This is a genomic window from Actinopolymorpha sp. B11F2, from assembly GCF_040195635.1.
In the GTDB taxonomy this organism is placed as follows: Bacteria; Actinomycetota; Actinomycetes; order Propionibacteriales; family Actinopolymorphaceae; genus Thermasporomyces.
Window position 1 is genome coordinate 214,196 of record NZ_JBEFTX010000011.1, and the last position, 16,125, is coordinate 230,320.

At 69.1% G+C, this 16,125-nt stretch carries 15 protein-coding genes; 6 read left to right on the plus strand and 9 right to left on the minus strand.

Going from position 1 to position 16,125, the window contains the following annotated elements; genetic code table 11:
• Nucleotides 1–12: 12 nt before the first annotated feature.
• The 4 genes from csaB to ABN034_RS20730 form a co-directional block, all read right to left on the minus strand.
• Nucleotides 13–1,077 carry a polysaccharide pyruvyl transferase CsaB gene (gene csaB / locus ABN034_RS20715; RefSeq protein ID WP_349692631.1) on the minus strand — a complete coding sequence of 355 codons (1,065 nt, stop codon included), beginning with the start codon at nt 1,075–1,077 and terminating at the stop codon, nt 13–15.
• Nucleotides 1,074–3,260 carry a DUF5693 family protein gene (locus ABN034_RS20720; RefSeq protein WP_349692632.1) on the minus strand — a complete coding sequence of 729 codons (2,187 nt, stop codon included), beginning with the start codon at nt 3,258–3,260 and terminating at the stop codon, nt 1,074–1,076. The genes csaB and ABN034_RS20720 overlap by 4 nt, the downstream gene beginning before the upstream one ends.
• Nucleotides 3,257–4,576 carry a lipopolysaccharide biosynthesis protein gene (locus tag ABN034_RS20725; RefSeq protein ID WP_349692633.1) on the minus strand — a complete coding sequence of 440 codons (1,320 nt, stop codon included), beginning with the start codon at nt 4,574–4,576 and terminating at the stop codon, nt 3,257–3,259. Before ABN034_RS20725 ends, ABN034_RS20720 begins: the two co-directional genes overlap by 4 nt.
• Nucleotides 4,577–4,790: 214 nt before the next feature.
• On the minus strand, nt 4,791–5,675 hold the full coding sequence (locus ABN034_RS20730; protein ID WP_349692634.1) for an Fpg/Nei family DNA glycosylase: 885 nt from the start codon (nt 5,673–5,675) through the stop codon (nt 4,791–4,793).
• Nucleotides 5,676–6,135: 460 nt separating this feature from the next.
• Between ABN034_RS20730 and ABN034_RS20735 the strand changes: the two genes are divergently transcribed.
• Nucleotides 6,136–6,414 (plus strand): hypothetical protein, encoded by a 279-nt coding sequence (locus ABN034_RS20735; RefSeq protein ID WP_349692635.1) that lies wholly within the window; start codon nt 6,136–6,138, stop codon nt 6,412–6,414.
• Nucleotides 6,415–6,599: 185 nt separating this feature from the next.
• On the opposite strand, the gene aat is transcribed toward ABN034_RS20735, so the two are convergent.
• The 5 genes from aat to ABN034_RS20760 form a co-directional block, all read right to left on the minus strand.
• Entirely contained in the window at nt 6,600–7,310 is a 711-nt protein-coding gene (gene aat, locus ABN034_RS20740; RefSeq protein ID WP_349692636.1) for a leucyl/phenylalanyl-tRNA--protein transferase, read from the minus strand.
• A gap of 143 nt (nt 7,311–7,453) precedes the next feature.
• Nucleotides 7,454–7,870 (minus strand): DoxX family protein, encoded by a 417-nt coding sequence (locus ABN034_RS20745; protein ID WP_349692637.1) that lies wholly within the window; start codon nt 7,868–7,870, stop codon nt 7,454–7,456.
• A gap of 172 nt (nt 7,871–8,042) precedes the next feature.
• On the minus strand, nt 8,043–8,732 hold the full coding sequence (locus tag ABN034_RS20750; RefSeq protein WP_349692638.1) for a hypothetical protein: 690 nt from the start codon (nt 8,730–8,732) through the stop codon (nt 8,043–8,045).
• A complete protein-coding gene (locus tag ABN034_RS20755) occupies nt 8,729–9,628 on the minus strand; it encodes an ABC transporter ATP-binding protein (RefSeq protein ID WP_349692639.1) in 900 nt (299 codons plus the stop codon). The genes ABN034_RS20750 and ABN034_RS20755 overlap by 4 nt, the downstream gene beginning before the upstream one ends.
• Nucleotides 9,625–10,089 carry a GntR family transcriptional regulator gene (locus ABN034_RS20760; protein ID WP_349692640.1) on the minus strand — a complete coding sequence of 155 codons (465 nt, stop codon included), beginning with the start codon at nt 10,087–10,089 and terminating at the stop codon, nt 9,625–9,627. Before ABN034_RS20760 ends, ABN034_RS20755 begins: the two co-directional genes overlap by 4 nt.
• A 335-nt stretch (nt 10,090–10,424) precedes the next feature.
• Here ABN034_RS20760 and ABN034_RS20765 point away from each other — a divergent pair, with 335 nt between their 5' ends.
• The 5 genes from ABN034_RS20765 to ABN034_RS20785 all read left to right on the plus strand — a co-directional run bounded on the left by ABN034_RS20765 (nt 10,425) and on the right by ABN034_RS20785 (nt 16,043).
• The gene (locus tag ABN034_RS20765; protein WP_349692641.1) at nt 10,425–11,126 is read left to right on the plus strand and encodes a hypothetical protein; all 702 of its coding nucleotides are present in this window, start codon (nt 10,425–10,427) and stop codon (nt 11,124–11,126) included.
• Nucleotides 11,127–11,520: 394 nt separating this feature from the next.
• A complete protein-coding gene (locus ABN034_RS20770; protein WP_349692642.1) occupies nt 11,521–12,798 on the plus strand; it encodes an extracellular solute-binding protein in 1,278 nt (425 codons plus the stop codon).
• A 1-nt stretch (nt 12,799) separates the two neighbouring features.
• On the plus strand, nt 12,800–13,765 hold the full coding sequence (locus tag ABN034_RS20775) for a carbohydrate ABC transporter permease (protein WP_349692643.1): 966 nt from the start codon (nt 12,800–12,802) through the stop codon (nt 13,763–13,765).
• Complete coding sequence (locus tag ABN034_RS20780; RefSeq protein ID WP_349692644.1) at nt 13,762–14,598, plus strand: carbohydrate ABC transporter permease; 837 nt, start codon at nt 13,762–13,764, stop codon at nt 14,596–14,598. Before ABN034_RS20775 ends, ABN034_RS20780 begins: the two co-directional genes overlap by 4 nt.
• A gap of 227 nt (nt 14,599–14,825) precedes the next feature.
• On the plus strand, nt 14,826–16,043 hold the full coding sequence (locus tag ABN034_RS20785; protein ID WP_349692645.1) for a hypothetical protein: 1,218 nt from the start codon (nt 14,826–14,828) through the stop codon (nt 16,041–16,043).
• The last annotated feature ends 82 nt before the right edge of the window (nt 16,044–16,125 follow it).

The following is a 16,125-nucleotide window of genomic DNA, read 5'->3' on the forward strand; positions in this document are numbered from 1 at the left end:
AGGCTTGTGTGGTCAATCACGCAGAGTGCTTGTGGACGGTCGGTGGAGGTGGGCGGCGATCGCGTCGGCCGGGCGGGCTGCCGTCGCTCGTAACCTCGCCACGCGGTCAAGGTAGGGCCGGTCAGGACTGTCCTCGAGTGCCTTGCGTACGGACGTCACCAGGGCGGCCTGGTCGATCGGGCCTGGCAGGGTGGCCGCGACGGGTTGGCCCACCTGGGCGGCGAACGCGGTGACCTTCGGGTCGTACGACAACGCGACGAACGGACGGCCCGCGGCCGCGGCGACGAGTAGTGCGTGCAGCCGCATTCCGAGGACGGCACGCGCACCCGCGACCGCGTCCACGGCGGCCCGGTGACCACCCTGGTCAGGTTCGACCACCCGCAGGCCACCGAGGTCGGCGGAGAGCTCGCGGGCCAGCACCACATCCTGACGCGCGTGATAAGGCACCAGGGCGACGTCGACGTCGCGGGCCAGCGTGGCCAGGGCCGACCTGACGACCGGTAGCCAGGTCGCCGACCCTCTCCACGGGCGGAGCGACACCGCGAGACCGGACGGGTCAGCGCCGGATGCGGAATGGTCCAGGCCGAGGACAGGGTCGGCGACCAGTTCGGCTCCGCGTACACCCAACCGTTCGGCAAGGATCAGGGAGTCGTGGTCGCGCAGTGCCACATAGGTCGCGGACTTCAACGCCGCCGCCGTCAAGAGCCGGTTGACAGGAAGGTGGAGCGGTCCCAGCCCCTGTGCGTACACGAAGACCGGCTTGCGCAGCGCCCGCGCCATCAGCATCAGGCCGGCGTAGAACGGTACCGGGCGAGCGCTCGTGACGTCCTGCAGGAGACTGCCGCCGCCCGCGACGAGGGCGTCACAGGTACGCAGGGCGCGGACCACGCCGGTGGCATCCGTCCGGGAGATCGCCGGCAACCCGTGGGTGGAGACGGTGTACGCCGGATCGCCCGACACGACGACGAACTCCGTGTCGGCGCCGAGCGCGTCCCGCAAAGCCGCCACCTCGGCCTCCAGGATGGCCTCGTCGCCAGCGTTGCCGAAACCGAAGTACCCGAGGAGCAGCAGTCTCATCGCAGCTTCTCCCTCACCGGCGACCGACTCGTCACGCGACGTACCAGCCAGGTGGCCACGAGTCCGAGGACGAGGCCGATCACGAGGGAGTACGCCGAGCGCAGGAGCGACAACGCCAGCGGCGTGTGGAAGTGGGCGAACGTGTCGACCATCGACGCCGTACCGATCCCGGCGACGACCGACCAGCACACGACCCAGCCGGTACGCCTGCCGCCGACGGCGCCGCACGACCAGGCGACTGCGAGCACCAGCGCCGGGAAGCCGAGCAGCGCTTCCTTGAAACGGGGTCGAACGTAAAGCGTCTCGTCCAGCGCGTCCCGAAGCCACAGCTCTGCCGCCGACGCGAGCCCGGAGTTGCCGGAACGGACGAGGTAGTAGGCCACACCGACGAGGACCACCGCGCCGCCGACGAGCTGCAGCGGCCGCACCCCACCCACCCGCACGCCCCCCTCCCACCGCCTCCACCCAAGGCTTCCCGGAGCCCACGTCGACGCGAAGGTGACCAGCCCGACGACGACGGGCGGGGCGATCAGCAGAGCCTTGACACCCAGGAAGGGAACGAGGCCGGTCATGAACTCGGTGCGGCTCCCGAGCGCGGCCACCACCAGACCGGTCGCGAGTGCGATCCCCACGCCGAGCAGGTACGACCGGACGATCTGGCCGCTCAATGGTTCCCGTGCGGGTTCCGCGACCGGCGATCCCACAGGCTCCGCGACCGGCGATCCCACGGCGACGAGGACCGCGAGCGACGCTCCGGCGATCGCGACCGCGAGCGTCACCAGCTGCCACAGCGGCAGGGAGTCCACGATCAACGCCGCCACGCCCACCCCGCCGGCCAGGCCGACTCCGACGGCGGTGACCGGCCAGCCTCCCTCCACGCCGCGCCGCACCCACTGGCCGAGACGCCCTGCCGGCAAACGCACCGGCGTACGGACGATCCATCCACCCGCTGCAGCCAGGATCACCAGTGCGGCCAACAGGGACGCCGCGGAGACCACAGGACCGGGATCGACCGCCGGCATTGCGGTCGGCGGTCCCTGCGGCGTCGAACCCGACGGCACCGAACTGGGCGACGTCGAACTCGGCCGAGTCCAACCCGGCAGGTCCCGGCGGAGGTTCGCCGCGAGTGCGGTTACCGCAACCGTCCGCCGTCCAGCATCAGGCTCGGCGAGAGGCGAGCGCAGCACGAGCAGGCGTACCGTCCGCTCCTTCACCGCACGACTCCCACGCGCCACCAGGGCACGGGGATCGTCTCCTGGCCGCACATCGACGACGTGGGCACGGACGATCCGTCCGGACAGCTGCCCCGCGTAGGACGGCGCGCCAGGCAACTCCCCGAAGTCGGGAAACGCCAGGGTGAACCCGCGCGCGGCGAGGAACCTGCTGAACGCCGTCCGCTCGCCCACCAACGACGGGAACGGCGGCGAGGTGAGTACCAGTGCCGTCCAGGTGTCCGTCGCCTCCTCCGGCTCGGTGTCCGCCACCGTCCGCGCCCGGTCCATCTCGCGTTCCAGCCAGCCGTGACCGCGCGCGATGCGGGCGGGGAGGGCGAGCACGATCCCGATCCCGGACGCGTCCAGAGCCCGGACGTGGCCAAGGTCGTAACCCACCGGTACCTCGTCGAGGTCCGCCAGCTTCGCTACGCCGTCGATACGGACGAACGGCACCGCGGCGCCCTCGCTCGGCGAGCCCTCGTCGTTTGCCGCCCCGTCAACGCTTGACCCGCCAGTACCGGACCCGCCAGTGCCCGACCCGCCAGTGCCCGACCGCCCGGGAGTGGGGGTGGCTTCGGCTGTCGTGACCCGGGAGCCGAACTGTGCACGCAGCGCGGTGACGACCCACCCGAAGGCACCGTCCGGATCGCCCACACGACCGCGAAACACCACCGCGGGACCGTCGCCGGTGAGGCGCACCGGGATCGAGGAGGCACCTGGTGCGACGGGGGTGACGGACCCGTCTCCCCGGTAGTCGCGCAACGGCCGCATCCCGACGACGACGTGGGTGATGCCCGCGCTTCGCAACCGTCGTACGACCGACTCTGCCGTTCCCGCGCCCGCCACGGTCGAGTCGGTGACGGCGATCGCCACGCTGCCGGACCGCTGTTCGGCCGCTACCCGGACCACGAGCGCCGGAACGGCCAGCGCGACGGCGAGCAGGCACGCGAGCGCAGACCGCGCCCTCATCGCGTCGCTCCTGCGCCGCCGACCCGGCGATGCGGCACCCGTGCGCGCACCAGTTGCAGCAGTCGCACGAGGTCGCCGAGATCACCCGGCCGAGGTACCAGCATCAGCAGCCGCCCACCCGTCACTCTCCGGTAGCAGGCGAGCAGGACGACAGCGGTTCCGCCGTACGCCACGACTGACGCGACGGCTGCTCCCTCGATCCCCCACACCGGGATCAGCAGCAGGTCCGTGATGACCGTCAACGCCGCCCCCACACCGCTGCCGACCGACACCAGGCCTGGGCGACCGCGTCCCTTCAGGTCCGCCGCGAGCACCCGCGCCAGGGCCAGCGGCACCATGCCGACCAGCAGGATGAGCAGCGCGGAGGTTCCTTGCCGATACGCCGGACCGAATACCCACCCGAGCAACAGCGACGCCCCACCCGCCAGGACGAGCGCAGCGGCGGCCGTCGCCAGCAACGTCAACCGGCTCGTCCGTTCGGTGACCGCGGTGGCGCGCCGGTCCGGCTGGCCGGCGACGTGGGGGAAGAGCATCGAGGCGGCGGCCGTGGACGCCTGGCCGACCACATCGGCGACCCGCGTGGCCACGAAGTAGATGCCGGCCAGATCGAGCCGCAGCAGTGCGGGCACGAGCAGCAGATCAAGGCGCAGGTTGAGGAACGTCAACACATTGCCCAGCTGGCCCGCCAGTCCCAGCCGCATCGCCTCCCGGGAGAACGCCGCGTCGAACCGGGGCCGCAGCGAACCCACCGCCCGGCGTACGCCCCACAACGCGACCACCGCCGCCACCGCCGCACCGAGCGCGGTCGCGAGAAGGTAACCCTCGGCGGTACGCACGAACAGGACCAGCAGCAGGACCGTGGTGCCGAGCGTGGCTGCGCTGCGGAGGGCATCCGCGAAGACATAGGACCGGCGGCGTTCGAGCCCGAGCAGCAAAGCGCCCGCGACTTCGTACCCGAGGGTGGCCACCGCCAGGAGTGCGGCCGCGACGAACAGCAGCGGTGCCTGCCGCTCCAGGACGACCGCGCCCACGACGGGTGCCGCGGCCCCCGTCAGCAGCACCGCGGCGAGCACGGCGCCCAACGTGAGCGCGAGGACGTACGCCACCACCGCTCCGCGCGAGCCCGGCCGCCGGCCGAGGAAGTAGATGGCCGCGATGTTGAGGCCACCGTTGGCGGCGATGGCGACCGCCCACCCGACCGTCAGACCGACGCCGGCGACACCGAGCGCGGACGGGTCGAGCAGTCGGGCCGCGACGACTCCGGCGAGGAACACAGCGGCGACTGACAGCAGGCGGGCGGCCGTGAGGGCGACCATCGCCGAGCCGAGCGACCCCGAGGCCGCTGCTCGCCCGGCGCTCCGCGACGTGCCGCGCCTGGGAATGAGGCTCTCCTGACACATTGTGGGGGCTTGCCGTAAACGACCACGCTAAGCATGCCCGTGGAACCCGGGCCATGCGTCGGTGCCTCGTCGGGCTTCCACAGGCCTGCTCAACGTGGTCATTAGCCACGCTGTGCCGGGGGTAGCGGCGCTACTTGAGCAGGCGGGAGAGGCGTCGGTCGGCGAGTGGTTTGCCGCCGGTCTGGCAGGTGGGGCAGTACTGCAGGCTCGAGTCCGCGAACGACACCTCGCGCACGGTGTCGCCGCACACGGGGCACGCCTCGCCGGTGCGTCCGTGCACGGCGAGGTTGGTCTTCTTCTCCGACTTGAGCTCCTTCGCGGCGAGGCCACGGGAGCGTGCGGCAGCGTCGGAGAGCACCGACTGGATCGCGTCGTACAACGTCCTGCGTTCGGCGTCGGTCAACCCACTCGCCGGCTTGAACGGCGAGAACCGCGCCGCGTGCAGGATCTCGTCGGAGTAGGCGTTGCCGATCCCCGCGATCCGGCCCTGTTCGGTGAGGACGCCCTTGAGCTGCGATCGACCCGCGGCGGCCAGGATCTCGCCGAGCCGCTCAGGGGTGAAGTCGTCGCCGAGCGGATCGGGTCCGAGCTTGGCGACGCCAGGCACGTCGGCGGACCTCGCGACGACGTAGCAGGCGAGGCGCTTCTGCGTACCGGCCTCGGTGAGGGTGAAGCCCACGCCGTCGCCCAGATGCACCCGCAGTGCGAGCGGGTTGTTACGCCCACGCGGCCGGCCGGGCATCTCCGACAACGACGTGCTCCACCGCAGCCAGCCCGCGCGGGCGAGGTGCGTGACGAAGTGCAGGTCCTCGGCGCCTTCCTGGCGCATCGTCAGGTCGAGGAACTTCCCGTGCCGACCCACGCTCGCGATCGTCCGCCCGACGAGCGCGTCGATCGGCGGCTGGAACGTCTTGAGCGCGCTGATCGCCACGACGTCCACGCGCGTCACGGCTCGGCCGACCGCCTCCTCGCGGAGGAATTCGGCGAGCGCCTCCACCTCTGGCAGCTCAGGCATGTGCCTATCTTCCCCTGTCGCACAAGTGGTCTGGATGAACGAGTCCGTTCGTACGCATGCCGCGCGGGCGCGGGTCTCCGACACCTCGTAGATGGAGCGGTTGTCGACCCGGGCGGCGGCCAAGGTGCGGTGATCACGTTTCGTCGGCATTCGCGGGAGGTATTCGCGGTATTCGCATCGAAATGCGACGCCCCTGGGCGACCTGGGCGCTGACCGACCACTTCTTCCTCCGCCGCGGCCGGCCCGGAGGGGCTCCAGGTCAGCAGCTACGCGGCCCGTACCTGTTCGGGCGCGGCGCAGGCCTAACCCGGCGCTCGAAGCGACCCCGTCCCTGGGGGATGGGGCGCTCGCTCAGAAGTCCTGACCCGACCCACGCAGAGGTCCGTCGATATCCGGACAGGCCGCGCATAGCCGGTCGTACGCCGCCCCAACTCCCTTGCCCGCGAGGGAGGATCGAACCATGCCCGACGTCACCGCACCGCCGGTCAACGGCGAGGTCTTCCTCGATGCCAGGGGTGACGAACGCTCGCTGCGGGTCAGCTGGTACGAGCAGTCCAGCCATGACGGCACGGTCGTACTGTCGATCTGGCGCGAGGCGATATGCGTCGTTTCGTTCCGGCTCGAGGGTCGCGAGGTGCCGATCCTGATCGAGGCTCTCGCCAGGGCCTCGGACCTGTTTCCCTCCTCGGCGGGGCGCCCTCAGGTGCCGGAGCAGGCCGACTCGGCGGACAACACGTAGGACGGACGCGACCGGCCGCCCGCCGTTCCCGGCTCCTCGGCGCTGACGAAGGCCGACCCGACGTACGCGGCGAAAGGGCCCGCTTGCAGTCGTCGGGGCCGACGTCTCGTGATCATGCGAGGGAAACCGTGGATCTGGCCGGGGTAAGACGACCGGTTTCACGTACTTGATCACGGCCAAGGCCCCTACACGCCCCGAAAACCCTCATCACGGTCGATTGGCCCGCCGAACGCCGGCGGCGGGGGAAGCTTGAGCGACTGGTCGAGCAACTCGAGGTAGGTCGCCCTGGATACCTCGACGGCCCCCAGGGACGCGAGGTGAGGCGTACGCCACTGCAGGTCGAGCAGCCGCCGTTCTGCATCTCCGCCCGCGGCCAGGAGCTCCACCAGGCCCACGAGGGCGACCTTCGACGCGTCCGTCTGCCGGTGGAACATCGACTCCCCGCCGAAGAAGCCGCCGATCGCGAGCCCGTACAGTCCGCCCGCCAGCTGCCCCTCCGGCGTCCACGCCTCCACGGAATGAGCCCAGCCGAGCTGGTGCAGTCGTTCGTACGCCCGGATGATCTCCGGCGAGATCCACCCGCCGGGCCGGCCCGGATCCGCGCACGCCGCGACCACCTCGTCGAAGACTGTGTTGATCCGGATCACGTACCGCCGGCACGAACGCCGCAGCGACCGCGACACCGCAAGACCGTCCAGCGGAAGGATCCCCCGCTGCGCCGGCGACCACCAGGTCATCGCACCAGACCGCCGGACCGGCATCGGGAAGATGCCCTGGCGGTACGCAGCGAGGATGGTCGCAGGCTCGAGGTCGGCGCCCTGACCGATGAGGTCCCCGGTGCCCGCGACCTCAGGCGACGGAAACTCCCAGCGGGTGGGCGGTAGCTCGGTCGGCACGGGACCATCCTGCCGCCACCGCCCGCCCGGAGGATGGCGGCCCGACGGCAGCTGTCCCACCCGTCGGCGCTCGGTGCGCCGGGCCGTGATCATGAAGGAAGTCGGTCTATGCGCCCCGAAAACCCTCATGATCACGATCATGATCACCGGGAGGTGACCAGCGCCCACAACTGACGCGTACTGCTCCACCGTCCCCAGGCGATCAGCGCGGAGACGACGAGCAGAGGGACCGGCAGGAAGGCACCGCTACCCACGACGAGCAGCTGGATGAGAACCGCGCCCGCCATCAGCCCGACGAATCCCAGTGCGGCAAGACCGACGAGCCGCGGGATGAGCATCGCCACCGCGCCCGCAACCTCGAGGACGCCGATCAGGTAGCGGAACCAGTCGCCGAAGCCGATGGCGTCGAACGTCGCCACGACCACCTCGTCACCGGTGAACTTCCCGAGGGCGGCCATCAGGAACCAGAGTGCTGTGACGACCTGGAGAACCCAGAGCGTGATGCTCTTGGCCCGGCCGCCGGTGGTGCGTTCGGTGGTGGGGCGGGTGGTGGTTGCCATGTCCTACGTTCCTCTCCTCGGCCCGGATTCCGCCCCAGGGCAGCCACCAGTGGCGGCTTGGGGTGGTGGTGATGCTTCCTGTGGGTGGTGGACGCGCCCGGCGCCGGCGTCAGATCGCGACCCGCCGCATGGTGCTGGGATGCGATGGTGCTGGATGCGCGGCGCGCTGGCCTCAGACCGTGACGCGCCGCATGGTGGTGAACCCGCCGAACGCAAGTGCAGCCGTGGCGAGGACCAGCACTCCCGTCAGGCCGAGGGCACTCAAGGTCGCGAAGAAGCCGCCGACTCCGGACCAGCCATCAAGCCACGTGATGGCAAGCGCGGCGACAACCAGCACGGCAACCTGCGCAGCGGTGAAGATCACCACGCCGGCCTGGTTCCAGCGCCGGTAGATCAGCCCGAACCACATGCCGTAGACGAACACCAGCGTCAGCACGACGTACGACGTCAGCCAGGTCAGGTACCACGGTCCGTCGAGAATCCACGGGATCCGGAAGAAGTGCATGGACACACCCCAGCCACCGGTGGCGCCTTCAACCCCCTGGAGGACCGTGACACCCAGCGCGTAGACGGCGGCGAGCGCGCCGAAGAACGCAAGGGTGCCCAGATAGTAGGAGCGGCGGCTCAGTCCCAACGCGAAACCGAACGGCAGCAGCCGCGTGACACTCCGCGCACCGGGAAAGAACAGCAGGGCCAGCAGGGTCGACAGTCCGCCGGTGAACGCGCCGCCTGCAGGCGTCGGGACCATCGTGAAGATGACGAGGTTCACCAGGAACGCGAATGCGGTCACACCACAAGGCAGGATGACGTACTGCAGCCGGTCCATCAGGTGGTAGCGGGCGACCTTGGTCAGCGTGCTCATGCCGTTGCCCTCTTCCTTGGCTCCTCAGCCGACTCGTCGCCTGTCGTGTGCACCATCAGCTGTTGCAGAGAGAGCGGCTCCAGCTTCAGGTGCAGGGTGCTCGCCCGCGCCCGGTCGGCCGCGTCGAGTGGATCGGCGACCGTGACCGAGACCCGCGACCCGATGCCCCTGCGGTGCAGGACGCGCCTGCCGGCGACGAAGTGCTCGACGGCGGTGCCTGGGCCACTGACGGTTACCGCGCTGCCGCGTACGTCGTCGGCGGCGGCGGCCAGCACGACCCGGCCCTTGTCGATCATGACGACGTGCTCCAGGAGGTCCGCCACCTCGTCGATCAGGTGGGTGGAGAGGAGGATCGTCCGAGGATGTTGCGCGTAGTCGGCGAGCAGACGGTCGTAGAACAGTTGGCGTGCCACCGCGTCGAGTCCGGCGTACGGCTCGTCGAGAAGGGTCAGTTCCGCGCGCGCGGCGAGCCCGATCACGATGGACAGAGCCGAACGCATGCCGCGGGAGAGCTTGCAGACGCCCCGGTTGGGAGGCAGATCGAAGTCGCGCAGCAGCGTCTCGGCGAACTCAGCGTCCCAGCGAGGGTAGAACCACGAAGCTGCCTGGACGGCCTGGCGCACCTTGAGGTCGGGGAACACCTGGTCCTCGCGGACGAAGACCATCCGGCGCAGCACCCGGTCGTTCTCCATCGGATCCTCGCCGAAGACGCGCACGGATCCACCGGTCGCGAACTCCTGGGCGGTGACGAGGCGCATGAACGTGCTCTTGCCGGCGCCATTGCGACCGAGTAGTCCGGTGATCGCGCCTGCTTCGACATCGACGGTGACGTCGTCGAGCGCGGTCTGGTCGCGGAACCTGCGGGTCAGGCCAACCGCGGAGATTGTCGGTGTCATGCTGTGCCGCCTCCGGTGGTGTGGCTGTGGCTGGCGCTGTTGCTGGCGCCCGTGGTCGTGCTGGCGCCGGTGGTCGTGCTGGTGCCGTGGCTGTTGCTCGCGTCCCGGACCATCGAGACCAGGGTGTCGTCGTCGATGCCGAGGCGCCTGGCTTCGATGAGCATCCGATCGATGTACTGCTCGGCGAACCTCTTCCGCCGCTCGGTGACAAGCCGCTCACGGGCGCCGGGGGCGACGAACATGCCGATGCCGCGGCGCTTCTCCAGCAGCCCGTCGTCGATCAGGACGTTGATGCCCTTGGCCGCGGTGGCGGGGTTGATCCGGTAGTAGGCCGCAAGCTCGTTGGTCGATGGCACACGTTCCCCCTCAGCCAGGTTTCCCTCGGCGATGTCGTCGGCGATCTGCTCGGCGATCTGCACGAACAGCGGGCTTCCCTCGTCGAGCACATTCACCTCCGGCACCGTCTCCGCCTCTCACGATCAGAGGTTCAGTGGTTCATTACTTGAGTAAGGTACCTACGAACCACTGGGCTGGCAATCCCTCGCCTGAGGAGCCGGCCAGTGCGCTCCAGGTCCGCCATGATCCTGAAGGAAATGTGGCCGTATTCGCCGAATAAGCTTCATGATCACGATCATGATCACGGGAGCGAGGGGGCCCGGATCGGGGCGGGAGGACGTAGAGTTCGCGACAGATCCCCGCATCAGGTGCGGATTCGCGGCTCTGCGCCACCGGCCCCGGCCGGCACGACCGCAGCGGCCACGGGATGGGACAGGTGGACCATGAACGCAGGCACACCATGAGCGTCAGCAAGATGGTGGCCCGGAGCCTCGCGCCCGTCGCCCGGCAGATGACCCCGCGTGCGGCCACCGGGTTCTTTCGTACGATCCTGGACGCCGCGATCGACGGACGAAGCGGATTCCCCGGTGCGGTCGCGGTCGGCGACCGCCAGCTGACCAAGGCTGACGGCGACGCCACGCGCGCGGCAAACGCGATCGTCGAACAGCACGTACGCCTCGCCGGCGCACAGGGATTCGTGACGAGCCTGGGCGGCTTCGTCGTCATGGCGCTCACGCTGCCCGCCAACATCACCGGCCTCGCCATCCTGCAGGCCCGCATGGTCGCAGCGATCGCCCACGTGCGGGGCTATGACCTGTCCGATTCCCGGGTACGCACCGCAGTCATCGCCTGCATGCTCGGCGAGGAAGCGGCGGAGGAGCTTCTCCGCAAGGGCATCCTGCCGACGACTCCGTTGGGTATCGCCACGGCGCCGGTCCCCGATCCCGGGCTGGATGCCCGGGTGGCCGCCGAACTGGGTACGGCTCTCACAGCGCAGATCGGCGGCAAACGCCTCGGGCTCAGCGTGACCCGTCGGGTCCCACTCGTCGGCGGGGGCGTGGGCGCGGTCGTCGACGGGGTTGCGACGTACCGTGTCGGCCGTTATGCACAGCGTGAACTGCCACCGCGGCGTTCCGGAGAACGCCCTTCCGCATCCCACTAACAGCTATTCCAGCCGGCCGGCGCCCTACGTGCCGGCGCGCCACCGACCAGCTTTCCCACCGATCTGCGTTCCGACCCGGCCGGCGTTCCGACCCGATCTGCGTTCCGACCCGGCCGGCGTTCCGACCCAACTGGCGCCCCGAATGGGGCACAGTGCGTGACACGGTCGACGTCCTGAGCCACGACCGCGACCTTCCGGCTCCATGGACGAGTCCGGAAGTGGCAAGCATTCTTCCGCGTCTCTGACGCACGCTCTACGCTGCGGAAACGCTTCGATGACCGCAATCCGGTCTGCGAGGCGGGACAGCCGTGTGCGCTGAGGCCCGTTCGTGCCCCCGCGCCGGCTCCCACTGCTTCTTCAACCACTCGAAGCGCGACTGAAACGAGGTGAACCCATGACGCACAGCCGGCGCGCGTTCCTTGCGGCGGCCTCTGGACTCGTCGGCACCGCCCTGCTCGGCACCTCCGGTTGCGGTCGAGGCAACTATCTGACGCCTGAGGGCACGCTGAGTCTGTGGTACTGGGACCGGTCGATCAGCGACAAGCTGCTCGACATGGCGCCCGACAAGACCGGGATCCCGCTCACCAAGCAGAAGATCGGCGGCGATTTCAAGGCGAAGCTGCTCACCAGCCTCGCCGGCCAGGCGTACATCCCTGACATCACCGGGCTCAACGAGGACGTCGCGACGTACTTCCCGGACGCCGACCAGTTCATCGACCTGTACGAACTCGGCGCCAAGGACGTCGAGTCGCAGTACCTCGACTGGAAGTGGCAGCGCGGTGTGACGCCGGACGGCAGGCTGATCGGCTTCCCGATGGACACCGGCCCGACGGCCCTCTTCTACCGACCCGACATCTTCGAACAGGCGGGCCTGCCCACCGAGCCTGACGACGTCGCGGCGGAGCTCGACACGTGGGAGGCCTATCTCGAGGCCGGTACGACACTGACCGAGGCACTGCCGAAGGTCAGGATGGTCCCGAACATCGTCGACCGGGTCTACTTCCAGGCGGTCGCCCAGCAGGAAACCCGCTACCTCGACGAGAAGAACAACTTCATCGGAGACGGCCCTCAGATCAAGGGCCCCTGGGACCTCGCGGTGGACGCCTACCACCGGAAGCTGGCGGCCAACGCCGACGAATGGACGCCCGACTGGAACGCCGGCATGACCACCGGCCGGATCGCGACGTTCGTCGGCGCCGTGTGGATGGCCCAGGTCCTCAAGGACTCAGCCGGCGACACGTCAGGCAAGTGGCGGGTCTGCCGCGCACCTGGCGGGGCCGGCAACCACGGCGGCTCGTTCCTCGGCATCACCAGCTCGTGCCGGGATCCCGAGGCCGCGTGGGAGGTCATCTCCTGGCTCCAGTCACCGGAGAACCAACTCGTGTACGGCCTCAACGAGATGCAGCTGTATCCGGCCGCAGCTTCCGCGCTCGAGGACGAGCGGGCCCAGCAGGAGGACGAGTTCTACGGCGGGCAGATCATCAACGACGTCTTCGCCACCTCCGCCAGGGAGGTCAAGCCGGTCTACCTCAGCCCGTACGACAACGTGATCAATCCGGCGTTCACCGACGAGCTCGCCCTTGTCTGGAGCGCGGGCAAGGACCCCGACCGGGCGTGGCGGGACGCACTCAACGAGGTCGACCGGCAACTCTCGCACCTGGGGTTGATCTGACATGACGACGACACCTCTTGCCGCACCGCCGGAGTCCGCGCCAGGATCCGCCGTCCGCGCGGCGGCCGGCCGCAAGCGCAGCGAGTATCTCTCGCTGTATCTCGCGATCTCGCCGTTCTACATCCTCTTCGCGATCTTCGGACTCTTCCCGATCATCTTCTCGTTCTACCTGTCGTTCCAGAACTGGGACGGCATCGGTGACATGCGGTTCGTCGGGCTCGCGCAGTACGAGTTCATGCTGTCGGACCCGGTCTTCTGGAAGTCGATCCTCAACACCTTCCAGATCTGGATCATCTCGACGATTCCGATGCTGGCGTTGGCGTTGGTCATCGCCTTCATGCTGAACCAACAGATCCGCGGGCGTAGCGGCTACCGCATCGCGTACTTCATTCCGAACGTCACGTCGATCGTCGCCATCGCCATCATCTTCGGGTCGATCTTCTCCAACGAGTTCGGCCTCATCAACGCGTTCCTGCAGAGTGTCGGTCTCGGCACCGTCGAGTGGCTGAACACCCCGTGGGGCATCAAGCTCGCCATCGCCGCGATGGTGATCTGGCGCTGGACGGGTTACAACGCGATCATCTACCTCGCCGGCCTGCAGGCGATTCCGACCGAGTTGTACGAAGCCGCGCGGGTCGACGGCGCCAGCTGGTTCCAGGTGTTCTTCCGGATCACCATCCCGCTGCTGCGGCCGATCATCCTCTTCACCGTCATCACCTCGACCATCGGTGGTATGCAGCTCTTCACCGAACCGCAGGTGCTGGTCGGCAACGAGGGTGGCGTCGGTAACGAGGGTCAGACGATGGTGCTCTACCTGTACCAGCAGGCGTTCATCCTCAACCAGTTCGGCTACGGCGCAGCGATCGGGTGGGCGTTGTTCGTCATCATGATCATCTTCTCGCTCATCAACTGGCGGCTCGTCCAGGGTGCCGGCACCCGCAGCCTGCGGAGAGGGGCACGCGCATGAACGCGCAGACCTCGCAATGGTTCAAGTCCGTCATCACGCATGTGCTGCTGATCCTGGGCGTCGCCATCTCGATCTTCCCGTTCTACTGGATGTTCGTGATGGCGAGCCGGACGACGACGGAGATCTTCAGCTATCCGCCGAAGCTCCTGCCCGGCGGAAACCTACTGGAGAACATCCGCAACCTGCTCGACAGCATCGACATCTGGGGGTCAACGCTCAACACCCTCATCGTCGCGGTGGCGACGACGATCCTGGTGTTGTTCTTCGACTCGCTCGCGGCGTTCGCCTTCGCGAAGTTCGAGTTTCCGGCCAAGAACGTGCTGTTTGTCTTCCTGCTGGCGACGTTCATGATCCCGTCGCAGCTGTCGACGGTGCCGTCGTTCGTCATCATGGCGAACCTCGGCTGGGTCGGGACACTGCAGGCGTTGATCGTTCCAGGGGCGGTGAACGCGTTCGGCATCTTCTTGTTGCGGCAGTATGCGCAGGGCGCCATTCCGTCCGATCTGCTCGACGCGGCACGGATCGACGGGTGCAGCTTCCTCCGTCAGTACTGGCATGTGGCGGTGCCCCTGCTGCGGCCGGCGATGGCCTTCCTCGGGATCTTCACGTTCATCAACGCCTGGAACGACTACTTCTGGCCGTTGATCGTGCTGATCGACCCCGAACGCATCACGCTGCAGGTGGCGCTGTCGCAGCTGTTCGGGCTCTACCAGACCGACTACAGCATGGTGATGGCCGGCGCGCTGCTCGCGGTGATCCCGTTGATCATCGTGTTCTTCCTCGGCGCCCGGCAGTTCCTTTCCGACCTCGCGGCGGGAGCGCTCAAGCAGTAGGCCGCTGCCTGGCCGGGTGGTTGGGGCCAGCCCGGCCGGCCGGCGGCGGCGGCGGTAAATGACCACGCTGAGCACGCCTTTCGGACCTGAGCCAGGCATCGACGCCTGGCGTCCGGGCGGTTGCCTGCTCAGCGTGGTCATTTGCAGCTCACCTGACGAGGCACCGTGCTCAGCGTGGTCAGTTGCGCGTATCCTCGGGCGCCCTCACCTGTGGTTACTCTGCGAGCATGCGGAAGAAGCGTGCGGCTCCGGCCCTGCTCCTGCCGCATGGCGTGCGGGCGTTGGTTCCGGTGTTCGCGCCGATCGGGGGCGCCGGACGGTCGACCGTGTCCGGACTGCTCGCCCAAGTGCTCGCGCCCACCACACGCACCCTCGTCGTCGATTCGGCACCGCCGTCGTCCTCACCCTGGCCAGGCTGGCTCGGCATCGATGCCGGCGAGCGGCCGCATCCCGGGCTTCCGGCCGTCCTCAGCCACGGACCCGTCGCCGGGCTGGCGTCGGTCGTCGGTCGGCCGGTGCCGCTCGGTGGGCGGGGCAGGGGTCCGGGCCGGGGTCGGGAGGACCCTCTCGATGTCGGCCCGGGAGGATTCGGCGGCCCCAGCTACGACGTACTCACCGACTGCCGTCCGCTCACCACTCCGCCCGTCGTGGTTCCTGAGGTCCCGAGGTGGTACGTCGACGTGCTGGAGTCCGGCAGTTGGTTCGCTGGCGTGCTCGACCTCCGCGCGCCAGTGCCGGCAGCCCATGTCCAGGCCCGGAACGCCGGGCTCGCGTCGGTGCTCGACCTGTGGTGGCGGAGGGCCGACGCCGTGCCGGTGGTGGTGCTGCCGTCCAGCGGTGACGGCCTCCGGGCCACGCGACGCCTGCTGGCTCTGCTCGACCGCGACGGACTGTCCCCTGCACGGATCGTCCTCGCTGTCGTCGACGTTGCCGGGCCGGACGTGCCGCGCCATGTGCGTACGGAGATCGCGGGCCTCGGCAGGGCCGACCAGCGCGGGGCGGCGACGGTCGTGCCGGTCCCGTACGACCCGGCCATCCGGGCGTACGGGCTGAGCCGGCTCGACCAGGTATCCCACGCAGTCCTCGACGCCGTGACGGACATCGCCCGGCTTGTTGTCGCCGGCGTACGACCACACCGGCATGCGCCGGCTGAGGGCCCTGGCGGGGAGCGATCGGAGCGACGCACGTCAGCCCGAACGAGAGCACCTGGATGGGTTCCGGTCCGACATCGGGTGTCCGCCACACCGTACGACCCGTTCGTCCGGTCCGAGCCGTCCGAGTCCGAGCCGTCCGCGTCCGAGCCATCCCAGTCCGATCTATCCGGGTCCGAGCCGTCCGGGTCCGAGCCGTCCGAACCGTCGGTGTCCACTCCGTCCGCGCGGCGTGATCGGCTTGACTCCTCGGATGCGGCAGACCGGGCCGAGGAGCCGTGGAGCCGGGCTTGACCCTGCCCTTGGGGTAGACCCGACCGTGGGACCACGGCCGCCGGGGCGCGGCCGCCACGATGAACAGGTACCGCACGCTCGG

What these genes read in the sequence shown, in the direction of transcription:
- csaB (WP_349692631.1), bottom strand. Translation starts at nt 1,077, where the DNA reads ATGAGACTGCTGCTCCTCGGGTACTTCGGTTTCGGCAACGCTGGCGAC.
- ABN034_RS20720 (WP_349692632.1), bottom strand. Translation starts at nt 3,260, where the DNA reads ATGAGGGCGCGGTCTGCGCTCGCGTGCCTGCTCGCCGTCGCGCTGGCC.
- ABN034_RS20725 (WP_349692633.1), bottom strand. Translation starts at nt 4,576, where the DNA reads ATGGTCGCCCTCACGGCCGCCCGCCTGCTGTCAGTCGCCGCTGTGTTC.
- ABN034_RS20730 (WP_349692634.1), bottom strand. Translation starts at nt 5,675, where the DNA reads ATGCCTGAGCTGCCAGAGGTGGAGGCGCTCGCCGAATTCCTCCGCGAG.
- ABN034_RS20735 (WP_349692635.1), top strand. Translation starts at nt 6,136, where the DNA reads ATGCCCGACGTCACCGCACCGCCGGTCAACGGCGAGGTCTTCCTCGAT.
- ABN034_RS20745 (WP_349692637.1), bottom strand. Translation starts at nt 7,870, where the DNA reads ATGGCAACCACCACCCGCCCCACCACCGAACGCACCACCGGCGGCCGG.
- ABN034_RS20750 (WP_349692638.1), bottom strand. Translation starts at nt 8,732, where the DNA reads ATGAGCACGCTGACCAAGGTCGCCCGCTACCACCTGATGGACCGGCTG.
- ABN034_RS20755 (WP_349692639.1), bottom strand. Translation starts at nt 9,628, where the DNA reads ATGACACCGACAATCTCCGCGGTTGGCCTGACCCGCAGGTTCCGCGAC.
- ABN034_RS20765 (WP_349692641.1), top strand. Translation starts at nt 10,425, where the DNA reads ATGAGCGTCAGCAAGATGGTGGCCCGGAGCCTCGCGCCCGTCGCCCGG.
- ABN034_RS20770 (WP_349692642.1), top strand. Translation starts at nt 11,521, where the DNA reads ATGACGCACAGCCGGCGCGCGTTCCTTGCGGCGGCCTCTGGACTCGTC.
- ABN034_RS20775 (WP_349692643.1), top strand. Translation starts at nt 12,800, where the DNA reads ATGACGACGACACCTCTTGCCGCACCGCCGGAGTCCGCGCCAGGATCC.
- ABN034_RS20780 (WP_349692644.1), top strand. Translation starts at nt 13,762, where the DNA reads ATGAACGCGCAGACCTCGCAATGGTTCAAGTCCGTCATCACGCATGTG.
- ABN034_RS20785 (WP_349692645.1), top strand. Translation starts at nt 14,826, where the DNA reads ATGCGGAAGAAGCGTGCGGCTCCGGCCCTGCTCCTGCCGCATGGCGTG.